We start from the raw sequence: 25,824 nt of genomic DNA, 5'->3' as shown, positions 1-25,824 counted from the left end.
TCCTCAACTACGGCCCCGACGCCCATCTCGAGTTCATCGGCGCCTCCGCCAAGGTCGCAGGCCTCCAGTACTACGCCGTCTACGCCACCCCAGGCACCGAGGATGTCAACCGCGTCGACGTCATCGCCCTCAAGCTCGACCCCGTCTCCGCCGCCACAGGCCACACCCTCGTCGCAGGCGACTACGTCTTCCATTCCTGACGGCAGGCAGGGTCACGGCGCGGCGCAGCAGGCGCCGCGCCTGGCCTCCGGGCGCCGCGGCGGTGGAGGGGCCATGCATCCCGTCCCGCCTCCGCGATCCCGGCCCGGAGGACGACCGGCGGCGGACCGGCCCCAGGATGGCGGCCGCTCCGCCGCTCCAGCGAAGGACCGAGGCCCGCGCGCGCGTCGCGGCCGGCCTCAGGCCCGCCGCCTGGCCAGGACCATGGGCCGCTCGCACGGGTGCGCGGATCATGTCCAGGGCAGTATCGTCAGGGCATCTCCACCCGATCAGGGGGTCCGCCCGATCGGCTCCGCCCTAGATCGGCGGGCCGCCCGCCTGCACCCCGTCCACCCGCAGGATTTCCACCTGCGGCGGCGCGGTCAGGATCTCGCTGAAGGCATGCATCCAGTCCTGCGGCGCCGCGCTGCCGCCGCGATGCCGCAGCCCCTCGAGCTGGTCGAGGCTGGTCAGCGCCACCTCGAATTGCAGCGCCGCGCCGCCCTGGCCGCGGGTGAGCGGCACCAGCAGCCGGGCCCGCAGCCCGGCCTTGCCGGCGGCCGCCACCTCGCGCCGGATGAAATCCATGGCCCGCTGCCGATGCACCGGCAGCACGTCATAGGAGAAGCGGGCGAGGTACATGCGCGCTAGTCCCCTTCGAGGGTGAAGCCGGCCTTCAGCGACACCTGCGTGTAGTCGATCGCGCCACCCTTGCCGACCACGCCGCGGATCTGCGTCACCTCGAACCAGCGCAGGTGGCGCACCGTCTCGCCGGCGCGGGTGATGGCGGTGCGGATGGCGTCGTCCACCCCGTCCTTCGAGGAGCCGACCAGCTCCACCACCTTGTAGACATGTTCCGTCATGGGCGGTGTCCTCCGCTGCGGCAGCCGTTGCCGCAGTGCCGATGAAGCGCCGCGCCGGCGGATCGGTTTCCCGCCGCGGCGCTGCTGCACCGCGGAAACGAACGGGGCCGAGCGTTGTTGTGACCCACCGGAGTTAGCGAGGGGGCCTGGGCCATGGCGAAGATACAGGATGGCGGCGCGCCGCGGGTGGGACGCCGCACGCGGGTCAGGGAGGGCCAGCCCTTTCCGCTCGGCGCGACCTGGGACGGGCTCGGCGTCAACTTCGCCCTTTTCTCGGCGCATGCCACCAAGGTGGAGCTCTGCCTCTTCGACGAGGCCGGCGAGACCGAGCTGGAGCGGTTGGAGCTGCCCGAGTACACGGACGAGGTCTGGCACGGCTACCTGCCGGAGGCGCGGCCCGGCACCATCTACGCCTACCGCGTGCACGGCCCCTACGAGCCGGAGGCCGGCCACCGCTTTAACCCGAACAAGCTGCTGCTCGACCCCTATGCCCGCGCCATCGTCGGCGAGCTGAAATGGGGCCCCGAGATCTTCGGCTACACGCTGGAAAGCGAGGACGACACCACCTTCGACGAGCGCGACAGCGCCCCGATGATGCCGAAATGCCGGGTCATCGACCCCGCCTTCACCTGGGGGCGGGAGCGCCGGCCGGCCGTCGCCTGGGACCGCACCATCTTCTACGAGACCCATGTGAAGGGCTTCACCAAGCTCCGCGCCGACCTGCCGGAGGAGATCCGCGGCACCTATGCCGGCCTCGCCTCGCCGGAGGTGGTGGACTACCTGCGCGGCCTCGGCGTCACCTCGGTCGAGCTGCTGCCGATCCACAGCTTCGTCAATGACGGGCCGCTGCTCGACAAGGGGCTGACCAATTACTGGGGCTACAACTCCCTCAGCTTCTTCGCCCCGGCCCGCCGCTACGCCCGCAACCCGCCCTTCGCCTTCGCCGAGTTCAAGGAGATGGTGGCCCGGCTGCACGATGCCGGGCTCGAGGTCATCCTCGACGTGGTCTACAACCACACCGCCGAGGGCAACGAGCGCGGGCCGACCCTCTCCTTCAAGGGCATCGACAACGCCAGCTACTACCGGCTGCTGCCCGACCAGAAGCGCTACTACATCAACGACACCGGCACCGGGAACACGGTGAACCTGTCGCATCCGCGGGTGCTGCAGATGGTCACCGACAGCCTGCGCTTCTGGGCCACCGAGATGCGGGTGGACGGCTTCCGCTTCGACCTCGCCACCATCCTCGGCCGCGAGCCCTATGGCTTCGACGAGGGCGGCGGCTTCCTCGATTCCTGCCGGCAGGACCCGGTGCTCTCGGGCGTCAAGCTGATCGCCGAGCCCTGGGATTGCGGCCCGGGCGGCTACCAGGTGGGCGGCTTCCCGCCGGGCTGGGCGGAGTGGAACGACCGCTTCCGCGACACCGTGCGCGCCTTCTGGAAGGGCGACGAGGGCCAGGCGGCCGAGCTGGCGGCGCGGCTCACCGCCTCGGGCGACAAGTTCGACCGCCGCGGCCGCAAGCCCTGGGCGAGCGTGAACTTCATCGCCGCGCATGACGGCTTCACCCTCAACGACCTCGTCTCCTACGACGAGAAGCACAACGAGGCGAATGGCGAGGACAACCGCGACGGCCACTCGCACAACCTCTCCTGGAACCACGGCGTCGAGGGGCCGACCGACGACCCGGAGATCCGGGCGCTGCGCGAGCGGCAGAAGCGCAACATGCTGGCGACGCTGCTGCTCTCCCAGGGCACGCCGATGATCCTGGCGGGCGACGAGTTCGGCCGCACCCAGAAGGGCAACAACAACACCTATTGCCAGGACAACGCGCTGAACTGGGTGGACTGGCAGGGGATCGACGCCGACGGGCGGGCGCTCGCCGCCTTCGCCCGCAAGCTGATCGCGCTGCGCCAGAGCTTCCCCGTGCTCCGCCGCGGCCGCTTCCTGACCGGGACGCTGAACGAGGCGGCCGGCGTCAAGGACGCCACCTGGCTGACCCCCGCCGGCACCGAGATGGAGGCCGAGCACTGGGACGATGCCAACACCCGCTGCTTCGGCCTGCTGCTGGACGGCCGCGCCCAGGCCACCGGCATCCGCCGCCCGGCCGGCGACGCCACCCTGCTGCTGGTGCTGAACGCGCATCACGACGTGGTGGAGTTCTCCCTGCCGGAGCCGCCGCAGGGCCAGCGCTGGCAGTTGCTGATCGACACCAACCGCCCCGACCTCGAGGAGCCGGAGCCCTTCGAGTTCGGCCATCCCTACATGGTCACCGGCCGCTCCTTCCTGCTCTTCCTGCTGCGGCCGGAGCGGGGCGGCGGCGGCATCCTCGCCACGGCGCGCCTCGCGCTGCTCGCCGGCGCCGCGCCGCCGCCGCTGCCTGAGGGGGAGGGCTGAGGCGGGCCGGCGCCGGGGCGTGACCCAGGCGGCCCGACGGCGCGCCGTCGGGCCGCGCACCCGGGCGAGCGGCGCGTGGTCGAGCGCAGATCCCGTTCGAGCGGAGGCGCTCGGACGGGTGCCGATGCCCCGACTATGACATGCCCTACCGCGCGAGCAGCGGCCGCAGCACCTCGGTGACGCCGCCGAGGACGATCTGCACGCCGATGCAGAGCATGAGGAAGGCTGCGAGCCGGGTGAGGATGCGGACCCGCGACTGGCCGAGCAGCCCGACCACCGCATCCGCCGAGCGATAGGCCAGCCAGACCAGCCCGGCGACGGCGAGCGCCGCGAGGGAGAGGCCGGCGGCGAAGGGCGCCACCTCGGCCCAGCCGCCGCCCCCGGGGCCCGTCACCGGGCGGTTGGCGCCGAGCGCGACCGCGACCGAGATGGAGCCCGGCCCGGTGGTGAAGGGCATGGTGAGCGGGAAGAAGGCGATGTCGCCGGCCGGCTCGCCCTCCGCCTCGCTGGCCTGGTCCTGCTTGCGCTCCTCCGTCCGCTCCGGCGCCGCCAGCAGGTCCCAGGCGCGGACCGCGACGACCAGCCCGCCGCCGATCCGCAGCGCCGCGAGGCTGATGCCGAAGAAGCCGAGCACATAGGCCCCCGTCCAGAGCGCGCCGAGCAGGATGGCGGCCGAATAGGCGGCGATCCGCCCGGCCAGCAGCACCCGGTCGGCATGCCGCAGCCGGGCGGTGACCTGGGCGAAGATGAGCGCGGCGGCGATCGGGTTGACGATGGAGAAGAGGGCGGGGAAGGCGAGCAGGAAGCTCTCGGCCGCCGCGCGCAGCTCCGGCATGGCCGCTGCTCCCGGTCCAGGCATTGCGATCCGCGGGCCCCGCGGCGGGGGCCGCCCGGGCGTGCCTGGAGGGGCGGGAGCGGCGGCGCAGCGATGCCAGCCCGGCGCGGCGGAGGCAAGCCGGCCCGCCGCCCGCCTGGCCGCCCCGCCTGGCCGCCCCGCCGGCGCGCGCTCTCCCGGGCGCGCTTTCCCGGGCGCGCTTTCCCGGCCGCGGCCCCGATCGGGCCGGCCCCGCTCGACCATCCGGCCGCGCCGTGGCACTCCGGCGGCCATGCGCGCCACCCTGCATCCCTGCCTGCTGAATGGGCGGACCGGCGATCCCGGCCTCTGGCTGGAGGCGCTGCACCAGAGCGAGGCGGTGCTGCTCGATTGCGGCGACCTCTCCGGCCTGGCGCCGCGGCAGCTGCTGCGCACCGGGCTGCTCGGCGTCTCGCACGCGCATATGGACCACTGGGCCGGCTTCGACCGGCTGCTGCGGCTGCTGATCGGGCGGGAGCGGGTGGTGCAGGTGGTCGGGCCGGCGGGCTTCGCGGCGCGGCTCTGGCACCGGCTGCAGGCCTATACCTGGAACCTCGTCGACCGCATCGCGCCGGTCCTCGCCTTCGAGGTGACGGAGGTGACGGAGGGCCCCCTCTGGCCGCGCCGCCGCTTCCGTCTGCAGACCGGCTTCCGGCCGGAGGCGCTGCCGCCGCAGCCCGCCGCGGCGGACGGCACGGTGCTGACGCTCGGCGCGCTGCGGCTGCAGGCGGCGGTGCTCGACCACGGCACGCCCTGCCTCGGCTTCGCGGTGTCGGAGGCGATGCGCATCAATGTCTGGCGCACCCGGCTCGAGGCGCGCGGTCTGCCGGTCGGGCCCTGGCTGACGCGGTTGAAGCAGGCGGTGCGGGAGGGGGCGCCGGATGCGACTCCGATCGCCGTCGCGGCGCCCCGGGGAGGGCCAGGGGAGGGGCGAGGGGAGGGGCCCGGGGAGGAGCCGGCGGCCACCACCCTGCCGCTCGGCGCGCTGCGCGACCTGGTCGAGGTCACGCCCGGCCAGCGCCTCGCCTACCTCACCGATTTCGCCGACACCCCGGCCAACCGCGCGGCGGCCATCGCGCTGGCGCAGGGCGCCGACATCCTCTTCATCGAGGCGCCCTTCGCCGCCGCGGATGCCGCGCATGCCCGCGACCGCCGCCACCTGACGACCCAGGCCGCCGGCGAGATCGCGCGCGCCGCCGGGGCGGGGCGGATCGAGCCGTTCCATCTCTCCCCGCGCTACGAGGAGGGCGAGGCCCGGCTGCTGGCCGAGGTGGCGGCGGCGGCGGGGCGGCCCCTGGCGTGAAACCCGTGGGCCGGTCTCAAGACCGGTCCGCGGCCCCGGACGGGGCTCGCACCCTGTGTCGCGCCGCCAGGCGACGCGGAGGCTCGCGCCCGGCGCGCGAGGGCCGGTGGCAGGCAGCGCCGCGTTGACAGCGCGGGGCCGCGCGCCGCAGCCTTCCCGGGTCCAGGATGCGCCGGCGCAGAACCGGCGCGAGCGAGCGATCGGGAGGAATCCATGTCCCTGCCAAGGCGGAGCCTGCTGCGCGCGGGCGGTGCAGTGCTGGCCGCGCCCGCCATCGCCCGGGCGGCCCTGCCGCAGGGCGTGGTCCGCGTGCTGGTCGGCTTCCCGCCGGGCGGCGGCACCGATGTGATGGGCCGCGTCATCGCCGAGGCGCTGCGGCGGCGCGGCGCGCTGCGCAACGTCGTCATCGAGAACCGCGCCGGGGCGAGCGGCACCGTCGCCTGCGAGGCGCTGAAATACGCGCCGCCCGACGGCACGACGCTGCTCTTCGCGCCGAGCGCCTCGACGGTGCAGCCGGTGCTCACCTTCCGCCGGCTGCCCTTCGACCCGCGCACCGATTTCGCGCCCGTCACCCTGACCGGCACGGTGCAGACCTGCTGGGTGCTCTCGCCGAACCTGCCCTTCGGCCGCTTCGAGGAGTATGTCGCCTGGGTGAAGGCGGATGCGCGGCGCGGCAGCTTCGGCAGCACGGCGCTCGGCTCCTCGACGCATTTCTTCGGCCTGCAGCTCGGCGGCGCCTTCGGCCTGGCGCTGGAGCCGGTCGGCTATCGCGGCGCGGCGCCGGTGATCGCCGATCTCAGCGCCGGGCATATCGCGGCCGGCTGCGGCGGCGTCTCGGATTTCCTCACCTTCCACCGCGACGGCAAGCTGCGGATCGTCCTCACCTCCGGCCCCCGGCGCGGCGCGACGACGCCCGATATCCCGACCATCGCCGAGCTCGGCCATCCCGACCAGGCGAGCTTCGGCTTCTACGCCTTCTACGCCCCGGCCGGCACGCCGGCGCCGATGGTCGCGGCGCTGCGCGACGAGCTCGCCGCGGCGACGATGGAGGCGGAGGCGAAGGCGCAGCTGCTGGCCATCGGGCTGGAGCCGGAGGTCTCGACGCCGGCCGAGCTGGGGCGGATCCTCGCCGAGGACATCGAGCGCTGGCGGCCGGTGGTGGAGAAGAGCGGCTTCAGGGTGGACTGACGGCGGCCTGCCCGGCGCCCCCGATGGACTGTCGCTTCGACAGGGCGGGCTTCGCCCAGACCGGCTTCGCCGTGGTTCGCGGGACGGTCCCGGCGCCGCTCCTGGCCGCGCTGCGGGCGGCGGTGCAGCGCGTGCAGGATGCCGTCCATGACCTCCCGCCGCATCTGCGCGAGCGCCTCACCCTGGAGCGGGACCTGCCGGCCGCGCAGCGTGGCGGCGTCGCGGCGTCCGAGGTCGGCGACGCGATCTTCATCCTCGGCGATCCCGTCGCCTTCGATCCGGTGTTCTGGATGCTTCTCGACCAGCCGCCGCTGATCGCCGCTGCGCGCGCGGCGGTCGGCGTGCGGGATGTCGCCGCCCATTTCATGAACGTGACCATCAAGCATCCGCGCTTCGGCCGGGCCATCGGCTGGCACCGCGATTATCCGAATGGCTATGCCTGTCCCGCAACCTTGTGCTTCGTCCGTGCGATGGTCTGCCTCGACGGCATGTCCGGCGTCGGAGGCGCAACGACCTTCGTTCCGGGCTCCCACCGCCTGCGGGACGACGAAGCGCATGGGAGGTCTCCACCGGGGGACTGGCGGCCGGCGGAGGCTGTCACGGTCGGCTGCGACCCCGGCGACCTGGTGCTCGTCCATCCGAAGGTGCTGCATGGCGGCGGCATGAACGCCTCGGCCTCGCCGCGCCGGAACATCGTCATCCAGATCGGGGACGCGGCGGTGCCCCTGCGGCATGTCCCGGAGCAGGAGGCCGTCGCCGGTCATCGATTGGCCGCGGAATAGGGGCGGCGGTCTTGCCGCGTCCCTGGGCCGGACCCGCCGCGCCCGCTACCGCCAGGGCTCCACCAGCACCTTGCAATGCCGCTCCGGGCTGGCGAGGTCGCGGAAGGCCTGGCGCACGCCGTCGAGCCCGACGCGGCCGGTGATGAGCGGCGCCACATCGATGCGGCCGGCCGCCATATGGCCGAGCGTCGCGGCGAATTCCGCCGGCGTGTAGCCGAGGACGAACTGCATCCCGAGCTGCTTGACGATGCCGAAGAAGGGCTCGAAGCGGTCGGGCTCCATGCAGACGCCGACGACGATGATGCGCGCCCCGGCCGGCGCCAGCTCGAGGAGCTGCTGCAGGATGCCGGGGATGCCGACGCATTCGAAGATCGCCACCGGCTGCCGCGGCGGCGAGAGGCCGAGCAACTGGGCATAGCGGCTGCCGTCGAAGCCCGCCGGCGTGATCGCCTGCTCCAGCCGCGCCGCGACCGGCTCCGCGGCGGGGTCGAGGACGAGGTCGGCGCCCATGCGCGCGGCCAGCGCCCGCCGCGCCGGCGAGAAGTCGCTGGCGATCACCGGCGCCACGCCCTTCAGCTTCAGCGCGGCGATGACCGCGAGGCCGATCGGGCCGCAGCCGACGACCAGCGCCGCCTCGCCGGCGGCGACGCGGCCATGCTCAACGGCGTGCAGCCCGACCGCCATCGGCTCGACCAGCGCGGCGTGGTCGGGGTCCAGGCCCGCCGGCACCGGCAGCAGCATGCGCTCGGCGAGCGGCAGGTATTCGGCGAAGGCGCCGGGCACCTCCGGGTTGTAGCCGATGCCCTCCACCCGCTGCGCGACGATGGTCAGCGGCACCGAGGTGACGAGGCTGCCCGGGGCGAAGCGGCCCTCGGTGCCGGGGCCGTTGGCCACCACCTCGCCGACGAATTCATGGCCGAAGACGATGTCGCGGTCCTGCACCATGGCGAAGCGGCCGCCGGAGCGGCGCGCGACGTCGACGAAGGCCTCGGTCTGGGTCGCCGCATGCAGGTCGGAGCCGCAGATGCCGCAGGCGCGGGTGCGGACCAGCACCTGGCCCTCGGCCAGCACCGGGTCGGGGATGGAGCCGACGGTGAAGTCGCCCTGGCGGAAGATGGCGGCGCGCATGCGGGGGGTCCTCCGGTTTTCGGCCAGCCTATGGTCGGGCGGCGGGATGCGGAAGCGCCCGGCTTGCGCCGCCGGCCCGCGGGGTCCACCTCCTGCCCCTGGCCGGAGAGGAACGGGGCGATGGCATCGAAGGAGGCGGAGACGCTGCGCGGCGAGATCATCGCGCTCGAGACCGCGCTCGCCGCGGCCTTCGGCGAGATCGCCGTGCTGCGCGCCGCGGTGGAGGGCGGCGGCGCGGCGACGGCGCTGCGCTCGATGGAGGAGATGGCGGCGCAGCTCGAGGCCTCGGTGCTGCGCGGCGTGGTCGGCGCCGAGCAGGCCGGGCGCGACGCCGCGGCGGCGGGGTTCGAGCAGCGCATGGAGCTCATCGTCCATGCGCTGCGCAACGCCATCGCCTTCCGCAGCAGCGAGGGCGGCGCCTGAGGGCCCAGGACATGCCAACGGACCGGCCGCATGACCGGTCCGAGGCCCCGAACGGGGCCCGCGCCTCATGGCGCGCAGCCAGGCAAGCCGGAGGCTTGCGCCCGGCGCCTGAGGGCCACTGACTTACCAACGGACCGGTCGCATGACCGGTCCGCGGCCCCGAACGGGGCCCGCGCCTCATGGCGCGCAGCCAAGCAAGCTGGAGGCTTGCGCCCGGCGCCTGAGGGCCAGCGACCTATCAACGGACCGGTCGCATGACCGGTCCGAGGCCTATGCCGCGCAGCCAGGCAAGCCGGAGGCGTGCGCCCGGCGCCCGAGGGCCGGACCCATCACGCCTTCACGAAGGGGCAGCCGCCCTCCTGCAGCGGCCGGAAGGCCTCCTCGGGCGAGACCGTCTCGAGCAGCTTCAGCACGTCGTGCTTCTCGCGGCTCTCGGCCGGGGTCTTCACCTGCATCAGGTAGCCCGGATGCAGCTTGCGGCCATCCTCGCGGATGCGGCCGGGGCCGAAGCAGTCGTCGTCGGTCGGCATGGCCTTCATGCGGGCGATCACCGCGGCGCCATCCGCCTTCGCCGCCGGGATGCCCATATCGGCCACCGCCTTCAGGTAGTGCAGCGTCTGGGCGTAGATCCCGGCATTCGCCATGTTCGGCCAGAGCTCGGGCGTCTTCGGCTTCACCCGGGCATTGAAGGCGCGGGTGCGGTCGTTGAGGTCCCAGTAATAGGCCTGGGTGGTCATCAGGTTCTGCGCCACCTCCAGGCCGAGCACGCGCACATCCGTGTCGTAGGTCAGCAGGCTGACGATGGTCATGGAGCGGTTGAGGCCGAATTCATGCGCCTGCTTGATGCAGTTCTGCATGTCGGCCCCGGCATTGCCGAGGGCCAGCACCTTGGCGCCGGAGGATTTCGCCCGCACCAGCAGGGAGGAGAAGTCGGTGGTGGTGGGGAAGGGGTAGAAGCTGCTGCCGAGCACCTTGCCGCCCCGCGCCTCCACCACCGCCGAGGCGTCCCGCACCAGCTGCTGGCCGAAGGAGTAGTCGGCGGCGACGAAGAACCAGCTCGTCCCGCCGCGCCGCACCACCGCGGTGCCGCTGGAGCGGGCGAGCATGTAGGTGTCCCAGGTCCAGTGCACGGTGTTCGGCGAGCATTGCTTGCCGGTCAGCTCGGTGGTGCCGGGGCCGGAGAGCAGCAGCGGCTTGTTCTTCTCCCGCGCGACGGCCGAGACGGCGAGCGAGGTGGCCGAGGTGTTGACGTCGAGCAGCGCGTCGACGCCCTCGCGGTCGAACCATTGCCGGGCGATGGTGACGGCGTTGTCCGCCTTGTCGAAATGCTGGCCGAGCAGGATCTCGACATCCCAGCCGCGGCCGGCGGTGTCGAAATCCTCGAGCGCCTGCTGCGCGCAGGCCATGGAGGGGCGGTTGAGGTCGGCATAGGGGCCGGCGAGGTCGGTGATGATGCCGAGCTTCAGCTTCGGCCGGGCGCTGCCGCCGCCGGTCTGCGCCTGGGCGCGGAGGATGCTGCCGCCGGCGGCCGCGCCGAGGGTCGTGGCGAGCGCCTGGCGCCGGGTGAGGGCCATGGGTCTTCTCCGTCTTGTCTTGGACGGAGGCAGCCTAGAGGAGATGCGCGGCGCTGCCGATGGCGCTTCTGCGCGGCCTGGCGCTGGCCGGCCTGCCGGAGCGATCCGACGCGCCCGCGGGGATCGCCAGCGTGAGCTGCGGCGAGGCGGTCGCGGCCCCCCGGCAGCCGGCGCCGGGGCGCTGACGGGAGCGCGGCCGATCTCGCCTTCGCGATGCGCAGAGGAGGCCGGTACGGGCTGGCGGAAAGATTGGCTGGGGGACCTGGATTCGAACCAAGACTGCCCGAGTCAGAGTCGGGAGTTCTACCGTTAAACTATCCCCCAGCGGGACCCGCGCGCCGCTTGGCGGCAGGGCGGCTCTGCTAACACTTCACCCCGGGCTCCGCAACACCCCCAGCCGTCGAAACCGCTTGCCCGGCTCCCCACATTCCGGGACGATGACCGGCGAAGCGACGCCGGAGCGACGCAAACGAGGAGGATGGGCCAGCAAGGCCCGGGGCCATGCCAGACGATACCGCCACATTCGGCACCTTGGGCCTGCCCCTGCCGACGGATGCCGCGCCCGAGCGGCAGGCCGTGGCCGCGGCCCGGTGCGGCGGCTTCGCCGGCCCGACCTTCGCCGCGCTCGATCTCGGCACCAACAATTGCCGCCTGCTGGTCGGCGCCCCGGTCGGCCTCGGCTTCCGCGTGGTGGACAGCTTCAGCCGCATCGTCCGCCTCGGCGAGGGGCTGGCGGCGACCGGCCGGCTCTCCGAGGCCGCCATGGACCGCGCCATCGCCGCGCTCGCCGCCTGCGCCGAGAAGCTGGCGCGCCGGCCGGTGCGGCATTTCCAGGCCGTCGCCACCGAGGCCTGCCGCCGCGCCGGCAACGGCCCCGCCTTCCTCGCCCGCGTCGAGGCCGAGACCGGGCTGCGCCCGCGCATCATCTCGGCCCGCGAGGAGGCCGAGCTGGCGATGGAGAGCTGCTCGCCGCTGCTCGAGCAGCAGGACCGGCGGGCGCTGCTCTTCGATATCGGCGGCGGCAGCACCGAGATCGCCTGGATCCGCGTGCCCCCGGCCGGGCCGCAGGGCGGCCAGGCCCCGGCCGAGCTGATCGGCTATGTCTCCATGCCGCTCGGCGTCGTCACCCTGGCCGAGCGCGCCGGCGCCTCCTGCTTCACCGAGGAGGGCTTCGCCGCGGTGGTGGAGGAGGTGGCCGAGCATCTCCGCCGCTTCGACCGCGTGCATTGCATCGGCCAGGAGATCCGCGCCGGCGGCGTGCGGCTGATCGGCACCAGCGGCACGGTGACGACGCTGGCCGGCGTGGCGCTGGCCCTGCCGCGCTACCGCCGGCCGCTGGTCGATGGCCGGGTGCTCGACATCGAGGTGGCGGACCAGGCGCTCGGCGACCTCTTCGCCCTCGGCCGCGCCGGGCTCGCCGCGCATCCCTGCGTCGGGCCGGACCGGGTGGATTTCGTGCTGCCCGGCTGCGCCGTCTATGCCGCCATCCGCCGGGTCTGGCCGGTGCCGACGCTCACCGTCGCCGATCGCGGGTTGCGCGAGGGCATGCTGCTGCGGATGATGCGGGCCTGTCGCCAGCCCTGGCGCGAGCAGCGCCCCGCCCTGGCGCGTCGCCACGGGCCCTGATCTCACGGATATGCGATGAAGGGACCGCCCACCGCCGGCCGCGGCGTCGCCACGCGCCTGCGCACCGCCAAGGGCCGCAGCACCGCCAGCCAGAAATGGCTGGAGCGGCAATTGAACGACCCCTATGTCCGCGCCGCCCAGGCCGCCGGCTACCGCTCCCGCGCCGCCTTCAAGCTGGTCGAGATCGACGACCGCGTCCGGCTTCTCCGCCCCGGGGCGCGGGTGGTCGATCTCGGCGCCGCGCCGGGCGGCTGGACGCAGGTGGCGCTGCAGCGGATCGGCCCCGCCGGCCGCGTCGTCGCGCTCGACCTGCTGGCCATGGACCCGCTGCCGGGCGCCATCCTGCTGCAGGGCGATTTCCAGGAGGCGGCGGCCGAGCAGGCGGTGCGCGCGGCGCTGGCCGGCCAGGCCGACCTCGTCCTCTCCGACATGGCGCCGAACACCACCGGCCACAACGCGACCGACCATCTGCGCATCATGGCGCTGGCCGAGCTGGCGCTCGACTTCGCGCTCAAGGTGCTGGCGCCCGGTGGCGGCTTCGTCGCCAAGGTCTTCCAGGGCGGCAGCGAGAAGGGGCTGCTCGACCTGCTAAAGCGGCATTTCGCCGCGGTGCGGCACGTCAAGCCGCCGGCCAGCCGCAAGGGCAGCAGCGAGCTCTACGTCGTCGCCACCGGCTTCCGCCCGGCGGGCTGACCGGGGGGGGAGGGCCGACCCGCGTCCGGCGCACGGCGCCAATGCGCGCCGCCCCGGGCCTCACGGCTTGCCGCGGCGCGGCCGATGGGTCTATGGGGAGCCGCCAAGGCCGCGGTTCGTGCCGCTTCGCCGTTGGCGCGATCCTCGCCCCGATGGCGGGCGCTGTTGCGAAGACCGCGCCCGCGCGCGAAAGGTCTGCCATGGCACCCGACTCCGTCCCGGACGCCCCCTCGGGCGCCATCGGCCCCGAAGGCCGCCGCCGCAGCCTCGTCATCGAGGAGGCCTATGCCTTCGACGACGTGCTGCTCGTCCCCGCCTATTCCGCCGTGCTGCCGAACCAGACCGACACGCGGACGCGGATGACGCGCGAGATCGCGCTGAACATCCCCCTCGTCGCCGCCGCCATGGACACGGTGACCGAGGCGCCGATGGCCATCGCCATGGCCCAGGCCGGCGGCATCGGCGTCATCCACAAGAACATGACGCCGGAGGAGCAGGCGGCGCAGGTCCGGCGGGTGAAGAAGTTCGAGAGCGGCATGGTGGTGAACCCGGTCACCATCCATCCCGACCAGACCCTGGCCGATGTCCGCGCCCTGCAGGAGCAGCACCGGATCAGCGGCATCCCGGTGGTCGAGCGCAGCAAGAACGGCGAGGCCGGCCGTCTGGTCGGCATCATCACCAACCGCGACGTCCGCTTCGCCAACGACCCGGCGACGCGGGTCTACGAGCTGATGACGCGCGACAACCTGGTGACCACCTCGGCCGAGGTGACGCCGGACGAGGCGCGCGCCCTGCTGCACCGCCACCGCATCGAGAAGCTGCTGGTCACCGACGAGGCGGGGCGCTGCATCGGCCTCGTCACCGTCAAGGACATGGACAAGGCGCAGGCCAACCCGAATGCGGTGAAGGACGCGCTCGGCCGGCTGCGCGTCGCCGCCGCGACCGGCGTCGGCGAGGACGGCATCCGCCGGGTGGAGGCGCTGATCGCCGCCGAGGTGGATGTCGTCGTGGTCGATACCGCGCATGGCCATTCCGGCGGCGTGCTGGCGGCGATCGAGCGCATCAAGCGCATGTCGAACGCGGTGCAGGTGGTGGCCGGCAACGTGGCGACGCCGGAGGGGGTGGAGGCGCTGATCGCCGCCGGGGCGGATGCGGTGAAGATCGGCATCGGCCCGGGCTCGATCTGCACCACCCGCATCGTCGCCGGCGTCGGCGTGCCGCAGCTCACGGCGGTGCTGGAGAGCGCGGCGGCGGCGCGGGCGCATGGGGTGCCGGCCATCGCCGATGGCGGCATCCGCACCTCGGGCGACATCGCCAAGGCGGTGGCCGCCGGGGCGGATTGCGTGATGATGGGCAGCCTCTTCGCCGGCACCGACGAGGCGCCGGGCGAGGTCTTCCTCTACCAGGGGCGGAGCTACAAATCCTATCGCGGCATGGGCTCGCTCGGCGCCATGGCGCGCGGCTCGGCCGACCGCTACTTCCAGCAGGAGGTGCAGGATTCCCTCAAGCTGGTGCCGGAGGGGATCGAGGGCCGGGTCGGCTACAAGGGCCCGGTCGGCGCGGTGGTGCACCAGCTCGTCGGCGGGCTGCGGGCGGCCATGGGCTATACCGGCAACGCCACCATCGCCGAGATGCAGACCAATGCCCGCTTCCGCCGCATCACCGGCGCCGGCTTGCGGGAGAGCCATGTGCATGACGTGGCGATCACCCGCGAGGCGCCGAACTACCGGCTGGAGGGGTAATACGATCCCCACGACGTCGCTGCGCGACGCCGCGGGGGCCCCGGGAGTCCCTTAGGGTCGCAGATGCGTCACAGCCTGCCGCGGCCAAGCCGCGGCAGGGCAACGGCGGGGGCGTCAGGCGGGCGGCGCGCTGTGCGCCAAAGCGCTGTCGCTGCCCTTGCCGGATCGTATACTTTCCACCCTCGGGTGGAGGCGCCGTGGCATGGACAGGCAGGAATACCGCTTCGTCGTTGCGTCCTCGGACCAGGCCGGCGCGGGCCAGGCGGCCGAGGCGCTCGCCGACCGGCTGCGGGAGGCCGACGGCGTCCTCGAGGCCGAGCGCAGCAAGGCCGCTGCGGACAGCATGGATCTCGGATCGGTGGTGACGGTGCTCGCCAGCTCCGGCGCGGCCGTCGCCATCGCCCAGGGCATCGCCGCCTGGCTGCGGAGCCGAAAGCAGGCCTCCATCACCATCGAGCGCGACGGCCGGACGGGCAGCCTCAAGGCCAAGGTCGAGGGCATCGACGCCGCCGCGGCCCTCCGGATCACCGAGCTCATCCGCGGCTGAGCGCCCGGCATGCGCGCCGCGGCGCCCCGGCCCGGCCCGCGGCTGCTCGACCGCGAGGCGACGGCGGCCATCGTCTTCGGGGCGCATGACTGGACCGAGGCCGGGCTCGGCCGGGCGCCCTCCTTCCTGCGCTCGGCCAAGGGCGTGCTCGGCTACCTGATCGACAGCGCCGGCCTCGGCCTCGACCCGACGCTGGTGATCGACCTGTTCGACGACACCGGCTCGGCCAACGACCAGTTGGCGCGCATCCGCGACAGCCTCGACATCCTGTTGCGGGACCGCCGCGAGGAGGGCCGGCCGGTCGCCGACCTGCTGGTCTATTATGTCGGGCACGGCCATACCGACGAGCAGAACCACCTGGCGCTGCTGGTCCGCCGCAGCCGCCGCGGGATGGAGGCGGAGACCGGCATCAAGGCGCCCGACCTGGCGCGGGTGCTGCGGGTCGCGGCGCCGCAGCAGCGCCGGCTGGTGGTGCTCGATTGCTGCTTCTCGGAGGCGGCGGCGCGGGACTTCATGGGCCAGTCCGGCGCGCTGGACCAGGCGGTGGCGGCGACGGCGGCGAAGGATCTCGGCGAGGTGCAGCCGCGCCGGGGCTCGCTGCTGCTCTGCTCCAGCCCGCTGGGGGAGGTCTCGATCGGCCCGCCCGCGGCGGCGCGCACGCTCTTCAGCGGCGCCGTGCTCGACGTGCTGCGGCTGGGATCGGCGGGGCATCCGCCGGTGCTCTCCTTCGCCGAACTGCGCGATGCCGCCTACCAGCGCATGCTGGAGGGGTTCGGGGCGAATGCGCCGCGGCCGGTGCTGCACCAGGTGAATGCGACGCAGGGCGACCTGACCCGGCTGCCGGCCTTTCCGAACCGGGCGCCGCGCCGGTCGGGTGCGGCTGCGCCGCCCGCCGCGCCCCGGAGCCCGGGCCAGAGCCCGGCCCAGAGCCCGGACCAGATCTTCGCCCTCGCCCGGCAGCGCGAGGTTGCCGGCGATGACCGGGAGGCGGCCCGGCTCTACAGGCTGGCGGCCGACCAGGGCCATGCCCCGGCGCAGGTCAATCTCGGCATCTTCTACGAGGCCGGACGGGGCGGCCTGCCGCGGGACGAGCAGCGGGCGGTGGACCTCTACAAGGCGGCAGCCGACCAGGGCCATGCCCGGGCGCAGGTCAATCTCGGCATCGCCTATCAGGAGGGCCAGGGCGGCCTGCCGCAGGACGACCAGGAGGCGGCCCGCCTCTACACACTGTCCGCCGACCAGGGGGACGCCTATGGGCAGTTCAATCTCGGCGTCTTCCACGAGGAAGGCTGGGGTGGCCTGCCACGGGACGAGCGGCGGGCGGTGCAACTCTACAAGCTGGCGGCCGAGCAGGGTGACGCCGATGCACAGGTCAATCTCGGCGTCTTCCACGAGACCGGCCGGGGCGGCCTGCCGAAGGACGACCGGAAGGCGGCGGCGCTCTACAAAGCGGCGGCCGACCAGGGCAACGCGTTTGGGCAGGGCAACCTCGGCATCTGCTACGCGAGGGGGCTGGGCGGCCTGGCGAAGGACGACCGGAAGGCGGCGGTGCTCTACAAAGCGGCGGCCGACCAGGGCTACGCCCCGGCCCAGGTCAATCTCGGCGTCCTCTACGAGACCGGTCGGGGCGGCCTGCCGCAGGACGAGCAGCGGGCGGCGGCGCTCTACAGGCTGGCGGCCGACCAGGGCAACGCCACTGCGCAGGCCAATCTCGGCTTCTTCCATGAGAAGGGGCTGGGCGGCCTGCCGCAGGACGACCGGCGGGCGGTGGAGCTCTATGGGCTAGCAGCCGACCAGGGCAACGCCATCGGGCAAGCCTATCTCGGCAGCGCCTATCGCGATGGCCAGGGCGGCCTGCCGAAGGACGACCGGAAGGCGGCGGCGCTCTACAGGCTGGCCGCCGACCAGGGCAACGCCCATGCGCAGGCCAATCTTGGCTTCTTCTACGAGAAGGGGCGGGGCGGCCTGTCGAAGGACGAGCAGCAGGCGGTGCAGCTCTACCAGTCGGCAGCGAGGGGTGGGAACGAGTATGCCCGGGACCGCCTGCGGCAACTCGGCAAGGATTGGTGAGGCCGGGCGGACGCCACTTGCCTTTTCGTATCGATGTTGTTAGGAATATTGTCCCTGGCTCTTTGACATCCGCATCCGTCCCCCTCCCGCCGCCCCCGTCATGCGGCGCAAGTCCCCCGACAGGCGCCCGGCAGCCCCGGTCTGAAAGCCCCCCAGCGCCCCCGGAGGGGTATTTGTCCGAAACCGGCAGCCCCGGCCTCCACCCGCCAAACTCTCTTCAATTCCAAGGAGTTCCCGGGCCCCGAACCACCAACCCCGTCCGGCCCCGGCCCGCCCCCTTGCACCCCGCGCCACCCGTTGCCCTGCCGCGGCTTCGCCGCGGCAGGCTGTGACGCATCCCGGTCCAGGGGCGAATCCCGGGGCCCCCGCGAAGACGCGAAGCGGCTTCGTGGGGATATCCCCGGGGCCCCCGCGGCGTCGCGCAGCGACGTCGTGGGGAGATGATTACGGCTGCATATGGCTGCCGCCGGAGACCGTCATGTTCTCGCCGGTGATGTAGACGGCGCCGTTCGAGAGCAGGAAGCAGATCAGCGGCGCCACCTCCTGCGGCTCGGCGTAGCGGGCCATCGGGATGCGGGCCATGGTCTGCTCGGCGAATTTGTCGCTGCGGATCACCTCCGTCATCGGCGTCACCACCGTGCCGAAGCCCACCGAGTTGCAGCGGATGCCGTAGCGCGCCCATTCCCGCGCCCCGGTCATCGTCATGCCGAACAGCCCGGCCTTGGCCGCCGAGTAGTTCACCTGCCCGATCGAGCCGCGCTTGCCGGCCGTCGAGCTGATGTTGACGATGGCGCCGGTGGTGCCGGTCGGCTGCGGCAGGCTCTGCTTGGCGCGGTCGATCATGTGCCGCCCGACCGCCTGCATCATCAGGTAGCAGCCGGTCAGGTTCACATCGATCACCGCCTGCCACTGCTGCATCGTCATCTTGGCGAACATGGCCGGGCGGGTGATGCCGGCGTTGTTCACCAGCCCGTGCACCGCGCCGAAGCGCTCCACCGCCTGGGCGACGCAGCTCTCGGAAAAACCCTCCTCGGCGACGTTGCCGAGCACCGGCAGGGTGCGGTCGCGGTCCAGCTCGCCGGCGGTCTTCTCCAGCGTCTCCCGGTTCCGCTCCACCAGCACGGCATTGCCGCCGAGGCCGAGCACCAGCTCGCTGATCGCCCGGCCGATGCCCTGGCCGGCGCCGGTGACGATGATGGTGCGCCCGGTCAGCGCCATCGGGTTCTTCAGGTCTTGCATGCGATCTCCTCCCGCGCCGTCCCGGCCCGGGGCGCGGCCTGCCGGCCGCCGCCTGGCGCCGACCCGCGCCCAGGGCATGGGACCACAGCGGCGGCCGGGCTGTACCGGGCCGCGATCCGCTGTAGGGGAGCAGTCTGCGCCGGCTCCGCCGGAAGGACCAGCCACGCCCCGCCGCCACCCCGGAGAGCCCGATGCCGCCGAACGCCGCGATCTTCGATGCCTATGGCACGCTGCTCGACGTGCATGCCGCGGTCGCCCGCCATGCCGCAGGCCTGGGGGAGCGGGCGGCCGCCGTCTCCGCCCTCTGGCGCGCCCGGCAGCTCGAATACAGCTGGATCCTCTCGGCGAGCGGCGCCTACGAGCCCTTCTGGGCGCTGACCGAGTGGGCGCTCGACCACGCGCTCGCGGTGCACGGCCTCGCCGGCCCCGACGCCTCGGCGGGCGGGCTGCGCGAGGCGCTGCTCGCCGCCTATCGCCGCCTCGACCCCTATCCCGAGGTCGTGCCGATGCTCGGCGCGCTGCGGGCGCGCGGCATCCCGGCGGCCATCCTCTCCAACGGCTCGCCGGAGATGCTGGCCAGCTCGGTCGAGGCCGGCGGGCTCGGGCCGTGGCTCGCGGACGTGCTCTCGGTGCATCCGCTGCGCTGCTTCAAGCCCGATCCGCGGGTCTATGCGCTCGCCACCGCCCGCTTCGGCTGCGCGCCGCAGCAGATCGCCTTCGTCTCCTCCAATGCCTGGGACGCCTATGGCGCCGGGCGCTTCGGCTTCCGGGTCGTCTGGGTCAACCGCACCGGCGCCCCGGTCGAGTACCGGCTCGACGAGACCGCCGAGATCCTGCCCGACCTCGCCGCCCTGCCGGAGCGCCTGGCGTGACGCCGGCCGCCCGCCTCGCCGCCGCCATCGACCTGCTGGCGGCGCTCGAGGCGCAATGCTTCGCCGCCTCTGCCGCCCCCCGCCGCCGCCCGGCCGATGCGGTGGCCACCGAGTTCTTCCGCGCCCGCCGCTATATCGGCGGCGGCGACCGGCGGGAGATCGGCGAGCGCGTCTGGGGCGTGGTGCGGCAGCGGCTGCGGCTCGACTGGTGGCTGGCCCGGGTCGGCGCCCGGCCGAGCCCGCGCCTGCTGGCGGCGGCCGGGCTGCTGCTGCTGGAGGGGCTGGCGCTGCCGGAGGTGCTGCGCGCCTTCCCGGGCGGGCAATATGCCGCCGAGCCGCTGAACCCGCCGGAGGAGCGGCTGCTGCGGGCGCTGGCCGCCGCCCATGCGGAGGCGGGCGGGAGCGGCTTGCTGCACCCGGCGATGCCGGAGACGGTGCGGCTGAACCTGCCCGATTGGGTGCTGCCCGGCCTGCGGGCCCGCTTCGGCGACCGGCTGGAGGAGGAGGCGGCGGCGATGGAGCAGCCGGCGCCGCTCGACCTGCGCGCCAACCTGCTGAAGACGACGCGCGAGGCGGCGGCGGCGGCGCTGGCGGCCGAGGGCTTCGAGACCCTGCCGACGCGCTGGTCGCCCTGGGGGCTGCGGCTGCCGGCGCGGCGGCCGGTCACCGCCACCACCGCCTTCACCGAGGGGCTGATCGAGGTGCAGGACGAGGGCAGCCAGCTCATCGCCCTGCTGGCGGATGCCCGGCCCGGGCTGCGGGTCGCCGATCTCTGCGCCGGCGCCGGCGGCAAGACGCTGGCGCTCGCGGCGTCCATGCGGAACAAGGGGCGGATCACGGCCTGCGACGTCTCGGCGGTGCGGCTGGAGGGGGCGGTGCGGCGGCTGCGCCGCGCCGGCGTCGACAATGCCGAGCGGCATCTCTTCGCCGCCGGCGACCGCTGGGCGAAGCGGCGGGCGGGGCAGTTCGACCGCGTGCTGGTGGATGCGCCCTGCACGGGGACGGGCACCTGGCGGCGCAACCCGGACGCGCGGCTGCGGACCGGTTCGGCCGATCTGCGCGAACTCGTCGCCAAGCAGCATGAAATTCTGGATAGCGCGGGGGAGTTGGTGCGCCCCGGCGGCAAGCTGGTCTACGCTACCTGCTCGCTGCTGCCCGAGGAGGATGAGGAGCAGGTCAACGCCTTCCTCGGCCGCCGCCCGGATTTCGCCCTGCTGCCCCTGGCCGAGGCCTGGCGCGCCGCGGGCGGGGAGGGGGCGCCGCCGGCCGAGGGCGATCACCTGCTCACCAGCCCCGCGCGGCACGGCACGGATGGCTTCTTCGCCGCCGTGCTGCAACGAAAGGCCTAGTGTCCTGCCGGCGCGCTCCATGGGATCCTCCCCGGGCGGAGCGGGCCGGCAGGCCAGGAAAACGACACGCCTCCCGATCCGCCTCCGAACCCCGCTGGGCTCGCAAGGCCGGAAGGCGAGGCCAAGGCTGGGAAGGGAAGCGCGCCGCATGATCTGCATCCGCCGTGCCCGCCCGAGTGATGCCGCGGCGATCGGCGCCGTGCATGTCGCCACCTGGCGCACGACCTATGCGGGCGTGTTGCCGGACGACTACCTCGCCCGGCTCTCGCCGGTGCGCCACGCGCTCGGCTACGAGCAGGCGATCGCCAGCCGGCAGCACGGCCACGCGATCTTCGTCGCCGTGGCCTCCGGGCCGGATGCCCCCCTGGGCGGCGGCACGGGCGGGCGCCCGGGCGGGGCGGAGCGCGAGGGCGGGGCGGTGGTCGGCTTCGTCTCCGGCGGCCGGGCGCGGCGGGCCTGGCTGGCCCAGGGCGAGGTGGAGACGCTCTACCTGCTCGACGATTTCCGCGAGCGCGGCATCGGGCGGCGGCTGATGCGGGCCATGGCGGCGCATCTGGCCGCCATCGGCTGCCGCTCGGCCATGCTTTGGGTGCTGAGCGACAACCCGACCCGCTGGTTCTACCGGCATCTCGGCGGCCGGCCGGCGGCCGAGGAGCGGTTCCGCTTCGCCGGCCAGGCGATGGACCAGACCGCCTTCCTCTGGGACCCGATCGACATCCTGCTGGCCGCGACCGCCCCGGCGCCCGAGGGCTGAGACCAAGGGCATGAATGCTTCCTTCATGCCGGGGCCCGGATGGGCGCCGCGCCGCGTGGCGCGACGGTGAACCCTGCGCACCCCCGGTATGGCCCCCGGCGGCCGAAGGCCGCGCGCCCGCTTGCGATCGGCGATCGGCTATGCTGCAAGGCGCCATGAACGCGCCCGCTTCCGATGCTGCCGCTTCCGCCCCGCCCGCCGGCGGCCATGACCGCATCCTGATCCTCGACTTCGGCAGCCAGGTGACGCAGCTCATCGCGCGCCGGCTGCGCGAGACCGGGGTCTATTGCGAGATCTGGCCCTTCACCGCCAGCGGCGAGCGGATCCGGGCCTTCGCGCCGAAGGGCATCATCCTCTCGGGCGGCCCGGCCAGCGTGACCGAGGGCGCCTCGCCCCGCGCCCCGGCCGCGGTCTTCGAGAGCGGGCTGCCGGTGCTCGGCATCTGCTACGGCCAACAGACCATGGCGGCGCAGCTCGGCGGCACGGTGGAGAGCGGGCATCCGGCCGAGTTCGGCCGCGCCCATGTCGATGTCACCGCTGAATGCGCCATCACCCAGGGCATCTGGGCCAAGGGGGCGCGCGAGCAGGTCTGGATGAGCCATGGCGACCGGATCACCCGGCTGCCCGCCGGCTTCCGGGTGGTGGCGAGCAGCGAGGGCGCGCCCTTCGCCCTCATCGCCGACGATGCCCGGCACTACTACGGCACCATGTTCCACCCGGAGGTGGTGCACACGCCGCATGGCGGGGCGCTGCTCAGGAACTTCACGCATCTGGTCTGCGGCTGCCGCGGCGACTGGACCATGGGCGCCTTCCGCGCCGAGATGATCGGCAAGATCCGCGCGCAGGTCGGCAAGGGGCGGGTGATCTGCGGCCTCTCGGGCGGCGTCGATTCCTCGGTGGCCGCGGTGCTGATCCATGAGGCGATCGGCGACCAGCTCACCTGCATCTATGTCGATCACGGGCTGATGCGGGCGGGCGAGAGCGAGCAGGTGGTGGCGACCTTCCGCGACCGCTTCAACATCCGCCTGGTCCATCGCGACGCCTCGGAGCTCTTCCTCGGCCAGCTCTCCGGCGTCACCGACCCGGAGGTGAAGCGCAAGACCATCGGCCGCCTCTTCATCGAGGTGTTCGAGGAGGAGCAGGCGAAGCTCGGCGGCGCCGATTTCCTCGCCCAGGGCACGCTCTACCCCGATGTGATCGAGAGCGTCTCGGCCACCGGCGGGCCGAGCGTGACCATTAAGAGCCACCACAATGTCGGCGGCCTGCCGGCGCATATGCGCATGCAGCTCGTCGAGCCGCTGCGCGAGCTGTTCAAGGACGAGGTGCGGGCGCTCGGCCGCGAGCTCGGCATGCCGGAGGCGATCGTCGGGCGGCATCCCTTCCCGGGGCCGGGCCTCGCCATCCGCATCCCCGGCGAGGTGACGCGGGAGAAGGCGGACCTGCTGCGCAAGGTGGATACCGTCTATCTCGAGGAGATCCGCGCCGCCGGCCTCTACGATGCGATCTGGCAGGCCTTCGCGGTGCTGCTGCCGGTGCGCACCGTGGGCGTGATGGGCGACGGCCGCACCTACGACCAGGCCTGCGCGCTGCGCGCCGTGACCTCGACCGACGGCATGACGGCGGATGTCTACCCCTTCTCGATGGACTTCCTCACCCGCGTGGCGAACCGCATCGTCAACGAGGTGCGCGGCATCAACCGCGTCACCTACGACATCACGAGCAAGCCGCCCGGGACGATCGAGTGGGAGTGATTGCGGGGCCGAAGCCGGACCGGGCAAGGCTGCCGGGGCGCGCCTTCGACGCCGATCGTCAAGGGGCCGGAAGCGGATCGGTGCCTTCGCTGAGGATGGCGAGGTAGCGGCGATATCCGAAGACGCGGCCGCGGCGCCGGCCTGTCACTTCCTCGACGATGCCGAGGCGCTGCAGGTCAAGGAGCGCGGCGTTCACGGTGGGCGGTGACAGCCCCGTCCGCTCGACGAGCTGGTTGCTGGTGACATAGGGATGCTGCTGCATCAGGTCGTGGATGCGAAGCGCCGAGCCGGCGCGTTCGCTCTCCACGGTGATGCGCTCGCGATCCTGCCGGAACAGGTCGACGATGCGGGTTGCCGCGTCGAAGGCTTGGTTGGCGATCTCGGCGACGCCGTCGAGGAAGAACTCCAGCCAGGCCTCCCAGGCGCCGCGCTCGCGGACTTCCTGCAGAAGGCGGTAATAGTCCGCCCGCCGTGTCTTCAGGTAAAGGCTCAGGTAAAGCAACGGCTTGCGGAGCACGTCCTGGACGCAGAGATACAGCGTGACGAGCAAGCGGCCGATCCGCCCGTTGCCGTCCAGGAACGGGTGGATCGTCTCGAACTGCACGTGCAGGAGCCCGGCCTTGATGAGCGCGGGCAGCTTCGATTGCTCCTCGTGCATGAAGGCTTCCAGCGCAGCGAGGGCGGCGTCGAGCTCCGTGATGGGCGGCGGGACGAAGATGGCGTTTCCCGGCCGGCTGCCGCCGATCCAGTTCTGTGTGCGCCGGAACTCGCCGGGGCTCTTGCTGCCGCCGCGCCCGCCCCGAAGGAGACGGGCGTGCATCTCGCGGATGAGGCGGAGCGAGAGCGGAAGCTCCGCGAGGCGTTCGAGCCCGAACATCATCGCGTCGACATAGTTCGAGACCTCGCGAATGTCGTCGATCGGCGCGCCGGCCTGGGCCTCGGTCTCGAAGCGGAGGAGGTCGGAGAGGGTCGATTGCGTGCCCTCGATCTGCGACGAGAGGACTGCCTCCTTGCGGATATACATGTAGAGGAACAGCTCCTGGCGGGGCAGGAGCATGATGATGCCATCGAGGCGCCCCAAGGCGCGCTCGGCGACGCTCAGGCGGTTGAGCAGCGAGAGCACGTCGATCGGCGGAACGGGCGGAAGCGGGGGCGGCACAAAGGCGCGCACGAACTCGCCTGCGACAGGCGTCTCGACGAAGCGGCCGAGTCGGCTACCATGGGTTGAACTGTCAGCCATGGCCTCATCATGGCTGCGGCAGGTTATTTAAGCAAACGACCAATAGGTTAAATAGTGGGATTGCTAAGACAGGCAGTCTTAAACAAGGCGGCTGCCGGAGCATGCGGCCGCCTGCAAAAGGTTCTGGCCGACACCTTGCGGCGCTCCTGGGCATGATCGCCCGAGTGGCCTCACCGGAGGCGTGCCGCGCGCGACCAAACACCGCGCCGGACCATGGCCCGCGAACCCGGGTGAGCGGATCGTGGTCCAGAGCATCTTCACCCGATCAGGTGAGGCCACCTGATCGGGATCTGCCCTAGCCGCCGCCCGGGAACATCCTGATCTTCGCCGGATCGACGCCGCGGCCGCCGGGTGGCGGGAAGGGCGGGGGACCACCCGGGCGGAAGCCCGGCGGCGGGCCGGGCGGGCGCCCGCCCATCCCCGGCCCGCCGCCGAAGGGGCCGCGCTCCCGCCACTCCGCGCGCGGATCGATGCCGACGACCAGCGCCGCGACATAGCGATCCTTCTGCTCGCGGATGGCGCAATGGGCGCCCTCGCCGGCCTCGGCGGCGATGCCGTCCGCGGCATTGGCGGTGTCGCGCGCCTCGGCCCGGCGATAGGCCGGGGCATGCTCGTAGAGATACTGGTTCAGCGCATCGGGGAAGAAGACCTGGCCCGTCAGCACGGTCCGCTCGTCGAGGAAGATCTTGTAGTGCAGATGGGTCGTGCGGCCGCGGTACCAGCCGGGATAGAGCGTGTCGAAGCTGGCGACCCCCTGCGCATCCGTCGGCTGCGTGCCGCGCAGGAAGTGCTGCCCCTCGGTGCTGCGCGCCGCGTCGGAGCCCTGGCGGGCGAAGCCAGAGTAGTTGCCCTGGGCGTCGCAATGCCAGAGATCGACCCGGGCGCCGGCGACCGGGCGGCAGTCTGCCGTCACCACCTGCATCCCGAGGCGGAGCGGCACGCCGGGCAGGCCCTCGGTGATGTCGCGGCGGACGAGCTTCGGGTCGAGATAGAAGGGGCCCTGCGTCACCGCCGGCATGACCGCGCAGACCCGGTCCGAGAGCAGCCCCATCGTCGCCGCGGCGAGGCCGGCCTCGGGGGCCGCCTCGGCCCGCGCGATGAGCGGCGCGGCAAGGCCAGGGGCGGCGAGCGCGGGCGCTGCGGCCAGGGACCGCAGGAGATGGCGGCGGTCGGGATCCTGTTGCGTCATGCCCGCATCCTGCCATCCCCAGGCCGGCGTGGGAACATGTCCCTCG

Annotated in this window: 24 protein-coding genes and 1 tRNA gene; 16 read left to right on the top strand and 9 right to left on the bottom strand. The window is 73.1% G+C overall.

The window, feature by feature from the left end; genetic code table 11:
* A partial coding sequence (locus DOO78_RS27730) for a hypothetical protein (protein ID WP_165838943.1) occupies positions 1-200 on the top strand: 200 nt, incomplete at its 5' end.
* Between the two features lie 316 nt (positions 201-516).
* Here DOO78_RS27730 and DOO78_RS23415 read toward each other — a convergent pair.
* Together DOO78_RS23415 and DOO78_RS23410 are read right to left on the bottom strand one after the other, a co-directional pair.
* Positions 517-840 carry a hypothetical protein gene (locus DOO78_RS23415; protein WP_111472312.1) on the bottom strand — a complete coding sequence of 108 codons (324 nt, stop codon included), beginning with the start codon at positions 838-840 and terminating at the stop codon, positions 517-519.
* Positions 841-845: 5 nt separating this feature from the next.
* A complete protein-coding gene (locus tag DOO78_RS23410) occupies positions 846-1,061 on the bottom strand; it encodes a dodecin (RefSeq protein WP_111472311.1) in 216 nt (71 codons plus the stop codon).
* Between the two features lie 153 nt (positions 1,062-1,214).
* Here DOO78_RS23410 and glgX point away from each other — a divergent pair, with 153 nt between their 5' ends.
* Complete coding sequence (gene glgX, locus DOO78_RS23405; RefSeq protein WP_111472310.1) at positions 1,215-3,455, top strand: glycogen debranching protein GlgX; 2,241 nt, start codon at positions 1,215-1,217, stop codon at positions 3,453-3,455.
* A gap of 145 nt (positions 3,456-3,600) precedes the next feature.
* Here the strand turns inward: glgX and DOO78_RS23400 are convergent, their stop codons facing one another.
* A complete protein-coding gene (locus DOO78_RS23400) occupies positions 3,601-4,290 on the bottom strand; it encodes a MarC family protein (RefSeq protein WP_111472309.1) in 690 nt (229 codons plus the stop codon).
* 271 nt (positions 4,291-4,561) lie between these two features.
* Between DOO78_RS23400 and DOO78_RS23395 the strand changes: the two genes are divergently transcribed.
* From DOO78_RS23395 to DOO78_RS23385, 3 genes are all read left to right on the top strand, one after another.
* Positions 4,562-5,611: an MBL fold metallo-hydrolase gene (locus DOO78_RS23395; protein ID WP_111472308.1), complete on the top strand. Its 1,050-nt coding sequence runs from the start codon at positions 4,562-4,564 to the stop codon at positions 5,609-5,611.
* Between the two features lie 213 nt (positions 5,612-5,824).
* Entirely contained in the window at positions 5,825-6,799 is a 975-nt protein-coding gene (locus DOO78_RS23390) for a tripartite tricarboxylate transporter substrate-binding protein (protein WP_111472307.1), read from the top strand.
* Positions 6,800-6,822: 23 nt separating this feature from the next.
* Positions 6,823-7,581 (top strand): phytanoyl-CoA dioxygenase family protein, encoded by a 759-nt coding sequence (locus DOO78_RS23385; protein ID WP_111472306.1) that lies wholly within the window; start codon positions 6,823-6,825, stop codon positions 7,579-7,581.
* A gap of 45 nt (positions 7,582-7,626) precedes the next feature.
* On the opposite strand, the gene DOO78_RS23380 is transcribed toward DOO78_RS23385, so the two are convergent.
* Positions 7,627-8,709 carry a zinc-binding dehydrogenase gene (locus tag DOO78_RS23380; protein ID WP_111472305.1) on the bottom strand — a complete coding sequence of 361 codons (1,083 nt, stop codon included), beginning with the start codon at positions 8,707-8,709 and terminating at the stop codon, positions 7,627-7,629.
* A 120-nt stretch (positions 8,710-8,829) separates the two neighbouring features.
* On the opposite strand from DOO78_RS23380, the gene DOO78_RS23375 reads away from it, so the two are divergent.
* Entirely contained in the window at positions 8,830-9,132 is a 303-nt protein-coding gene (locus tag DOO78_RS23375; RefSeq protein ID WP_111472304.1) for a hypothetical protein, read from the top strand.
* 329 nt (positions 9,133-9,461) lie between these two features.
* On the opposite strand, the gene DOO78_RS23370 is transcribed toward DOO78_RS23375, so the two are convergent.
* Complete coding sequence (locus DOO78_RS23370) at positions 9,462-10,706, bottom strand: ABC transporter substrate-binding protein (RefSeq protein WP_111472303.1); 1,245 nt, start codon at positions 10,704-10,706, stop codon at positions 9,462-9,464.
* Positions 10,707-10,765: 59 nt separating this feature from the next.
* Here DOO78_RS23370 and DOO78_RS28495 point away from each other — a divergent pair, with 59 nt between their 5' ends.
* Complete coding sequence (locus tag DOO78_RS28495) at positions 10,766-10,891, top strand: hypothetical protein (protein WP_279387825.1); 126 nt, start codon at positions 10,766-10,768, stop codon at positions 10,889-10,891.
* A gap of 65 nt (positions 10,892-10,956) precedes the next feature.
* Here the strand turns inward: DOO78_RS28495 and DOO78_RS23365 are convergent.
* A tRNA-Gln gene (locus DOO78_RS23365) sits at positions 10,957-11,030 on the bottom strand.
* Between the two features lie 177 nt (positions 11,031-11,207).
* Here DOO78_RS23365 and DOO78_RS23360 point away from each other — a divergent pair.
* The 5 genes from DOO78_RS23360 (at position 11,208) to DOO78_RS23340 (ending at position 17,384) form a co-directional block, all read left to right on the top strand.
* A complete protein-coding gene (locus tag DOO78_RS23360; protein ID WP_111472302.1) occupies positions 11,208-12,332 on the top strand; it encodes a Ppx/GppA phosphatase family protein in 1,125 nt (374 codons plus the stop codon).
* A 15-nt stretch (positions 12,333-12,347) separates the two neighbouring features.
* On the top strand, positions 12,348-13,025 hold the full coding sequence (locus DOO78_RS23355) for an RlmE family RNA methyltransferase (protein ID WP_111472301.1): 678 nt from the start codon (positions 12,348-12,350) through the stop codon (positions 13,023-13,025).
* A gap of 200 nt (positions 13,026-13,225) precedes the next feature.
* A complete protein-coding gene (gene guaB, locus DOO78_RS23350) occupies positions 13,226-14,767 on the top strand; it encodes an IMP dehydrogenase (RefSeq protein WP_111472300.1) in 1,542 nt (513 codons plus the stop codon).
* Between the two features lie 202 nt (positions 14,768-14,969).
* Positions 14,970-15,314, top strand: coding sequence for an effector-associated constant component EACC1 (locus DOO78_RS23345; RefSeq protein ID WP_111472299.1), 345 nt, complete (start codon positions 14,970-14,972; stop codon positions 15,312-15,314).
* 9 nt (positions 15,315-15,323) lie between these two features.
* On the top strand, positions 15,324-17,384 hold the full coding sequence (locus DOO78_RS23340) for a tetratricopeptide repeat protein (RefSeq protein ID WP_111472298.1): 2,061 nt from the start codon (positions 15,324-15,326) through the stop codon (positions 17,382-17,384).
* A 444-nt stretch (positions 17,385-17,828) separates the two neighbouring features.
* Here DOO78_RS23340 and DOO78_RS23335 read toward each other — a convergent pair whose 3' ends face one another.
* Entirely contained in the window at positions 17,829-18,623 is a 795-nt protein-coding gene (locus DOO78_RS23335) for an SDR family NAD(P)-dependent oxidoreductase (RefSeq protein WP_111472297.1), read from the bottom strand.
* Positions 18,624-18,814: 191 nt separating this feature from the next.
* Here DOO78_RS23335 and DOO78_RS23330 point away from each other — a divergent pair, with 191 nt between their 5' ends.
* The 4 genes from DOO78_RS23330 (at position 18,815) to guaA (ending at position 23,349) form a co-directional block, all read left to right on the top strand.
* Positions 18,815-19,495, top strand: a complete 681-nt coding sequence (locus tag DOO78_RS23330; protein WP_111472296.1) for a haloacid dehalogenase type II — start codon at positions 18,815-18,817, stop codon at positions 19,493-19,495.
* A complete protein-coding gene (locus tag DOO78_RS23325; protein WP_111472295.1) occupies positions 19,492-20,844 on the top strand; it encodes an RsmB/NOP family class I SAM-dependent RNA methyltransferase in 1,353 nt (450 codons plus the stop codon). The genes DOO78_RS23330 and DOO78_RS23325 overlap by 4 nt, the downstream gene beginning before the upstream one ends.
* A gap of 148 nt (positions 20,845-20,992) precedes the next feature.
* Entirely contained in the window at positions 20,993-21,598 is a 606-nt protein-coding gene (locus tag DOO78_RS23320) for a GNAT family N-acetyltransferase (protein WP_111472294.1), read from the top strand.
* A 155-nt stretch (positions 21,599-21,753) separates the two neighbouring features.
* Positions 21,754-23,349 carry a glutamine-hydrolyzing GMP synthase gene (gene guaA, locus DOO78_RS23315; RefSeq protein WP_111472314.1) on the top strand — a complete coding sequence of 532 codons (1,596 nt, stop codon included), beginning with the start codon at positions 21,754-21,756 and terminating at the stop codon, positions 23,347-23,349.
* A gap of 58 nt (positions 23,350-23,407) precedes the next feature.
* Here guaA and DOO78_RS23310 read toward each other — a convergent pair whose 3' ends face one another.
* Both DOO78_RS23310 and DOO78_RS23305 read right to left on the bottom strand, forming a co-directional pair.
* Positions 23,408-24,589: a Fic family protein gene (locus DOO78_RS23310; protein WP_111472293.1), complete on the bottom strand. Its 1,182-nt coding sequence runs from the start codon at positions 24,587-24,589 to the stop codon at positions 23,408-23,410.
* A 295-nt stretch (positions 24,590-24,884) separates the two neighbouring features.
* Entirely contained in the window at positions 24,885-25,778 is an 894-nt protein-coding gene (locus DOO78_RS23305; protein ID WP_111472292.1) for an intradiol ring-cleavage dioxygenase, read from the bottom strand.
* Positions 25,779-25,824: the final 46 nt, after the last annotated feature.

Origin of the sequence: Roseicella frigidaeris (assembly GCF_003258945.1) — a bacterium.
In the GTDB taxonomy this organism is placed as follows: Bacteria; Pseudomonadota; Alphaproteobacteria; order Acetobacterales; family Acetobacteraceae; genus Paracraurococcus; species Paracraurococcus frigidaeris.
This window is presented reverse-complemented; position numbering and strand designations above follow the sequence as displayed.

Coding starts and splice junctions, on each gene's coding strand:
- DOO78_RS23410 (WP_111472311.1), bottom strand. CDS start 1,061: ATGACGGAACATGTCTACAAGGTGGTGGAGCTGGTCGGCTCCTCGAAG.
- DOO78_RS23360 (WP_111472302.1), top strand. CDS start 11,208: ATGCCAGACGATACCGCCACATTCGGCACCTTGGGCCTGCCCCTGCCG.
- DOO78_RS23375 (WP_111472304.1), top strand. CDS start 8,830: ATGGCATCGAAGGAGGCGGAGACGCTGCGCGGCGAGATCATCGCGCTC.
- DOO78_RS23320 (WP_111472294.1), top strand. CDS start 20,993: ATGATCTGCATCCGCCGTGCCCGCCCGAGTGATGCCGCGGCGATCGGC.
- DOO78_RS23415 (WP_111472312.1), bottom strand. CDS start 840: ATGTACCTCGCCCGCTTCTCCTATGACGTGCTGCCGGTGCATCGGCAG.
- DOO78_RS23340 (WP_111472298.1), top strand. CDS start 15,324: ATGCGCGCCGCGGCGCCCCGGCCCGGCCCGCGGCTGCTCGACCGCGAG.
- DOO78_RS28495 (WP_279387825.1), top strand. CDS start 10,766: ATGGCGCTTCTGCGCGGCCTGGCGCTGGCCGGCCTGCCGGAGCGATCC.
- DOO78_RS23335 (WP_111472297.1), bottom strand. CDS start 18,623: ATGCAAGACCTGAAGAACCCGATGGCGCTGACCGGGCGCACCATCATC.
- DOO78_RS23370 (WP_111472303.1), bottom strand. CDS start 10,706: ATGGCCCTCACCCGGCGCCAGGCGCTCGCCACGACCCTCGGCGCGGCC.
- DOO78_RS23355 (WP_111472301.1), top strand. CDS start 12,348: ATGAAGGGACCGCCCACCGCCGGCCGCGGCGTCGCCACGCGCCTGCGC.
- DOO78_RS23385 (WP_111472306.1), top strand. CDS start 6,823: ATGGACTGTCGCTTCGACAGGGCGGGCTTCGCCCAGACCGGCTTCGCC.
- DOO78_RS23390 (WP_111472307.1), top strand. CDS start 5,825: ATGTCCCTGCCAAGGCGGAGCCTGCTGCGCGCGGGCGGTGCAGTGCTG.
- DOO78_RS23305 (WP_111472292.1), bottom strand. CDS start 25,778: ATGACGCAACAGGATCCCGACCGCCGCCATCTCCTGCGGTCCCTGGCC.
- guaB (WP_111472300.1), top strand. CDS start 13,226: ATGGCACCCGACTCCGTCCCGGACGCCCCCTCGGGCGCCATCGGCCCC.
- guaA (WP_111472314.1), top strand. CDS start 21,754: ATGAACGCGCCCGCTTCCGATGCTGCCGCTTCCGCCCCGCCCGCCGGC.
- DOO78_RS23380 (WP_111472305.1), bottom strand. CDS start 8,709: ATGCGCGCCGCCATCTTCCGCCAGGGCGACTTCACCGTCGGCTCCATC.
- DOO78_RS23345 (WP_111472299.1), top strand. CDS start 14,970: ATGGACAGGCAGGAATACCGCTTCGTCGTTGCGTCCTCGGACCAGGCC.
- DOO78_RS23400 (WP_111472309.1), bottom strand. CDS start 4,290: ATGCCGGAGCTGCGCGCGGCGGCCGAGAGCTTCCTGCTCGCCTTCCCC.
- DOO78_RS23330 (WP_111472296.1), top strand. CDS start 18,815: ATGCCGCCGAACGCCGCGATCTTCGATGCCTATGGCACGCTGCTCGAC.
- DOO78_RS23395 (WP_111472308.1), top strand. CDS start 4,562: ATGCGCGCCACCCTGCATCCCTGCCTGCTGAATGGGCGGACCGGCGAT.
- glgX (WP_111472310.1), top strand. CDS start 1,215: ATGGCGAAGATACAGGATGGCGGCGCGCCGCGGGTGGGACGCCGCACG.
- DOO78_RS23310 (WP_111472293.1), bottom strand. CDS start 24,589: ATGGCTGACAGTTCAACCCATGGTAGCCGACTCGGCCGCTTCGTCGAG.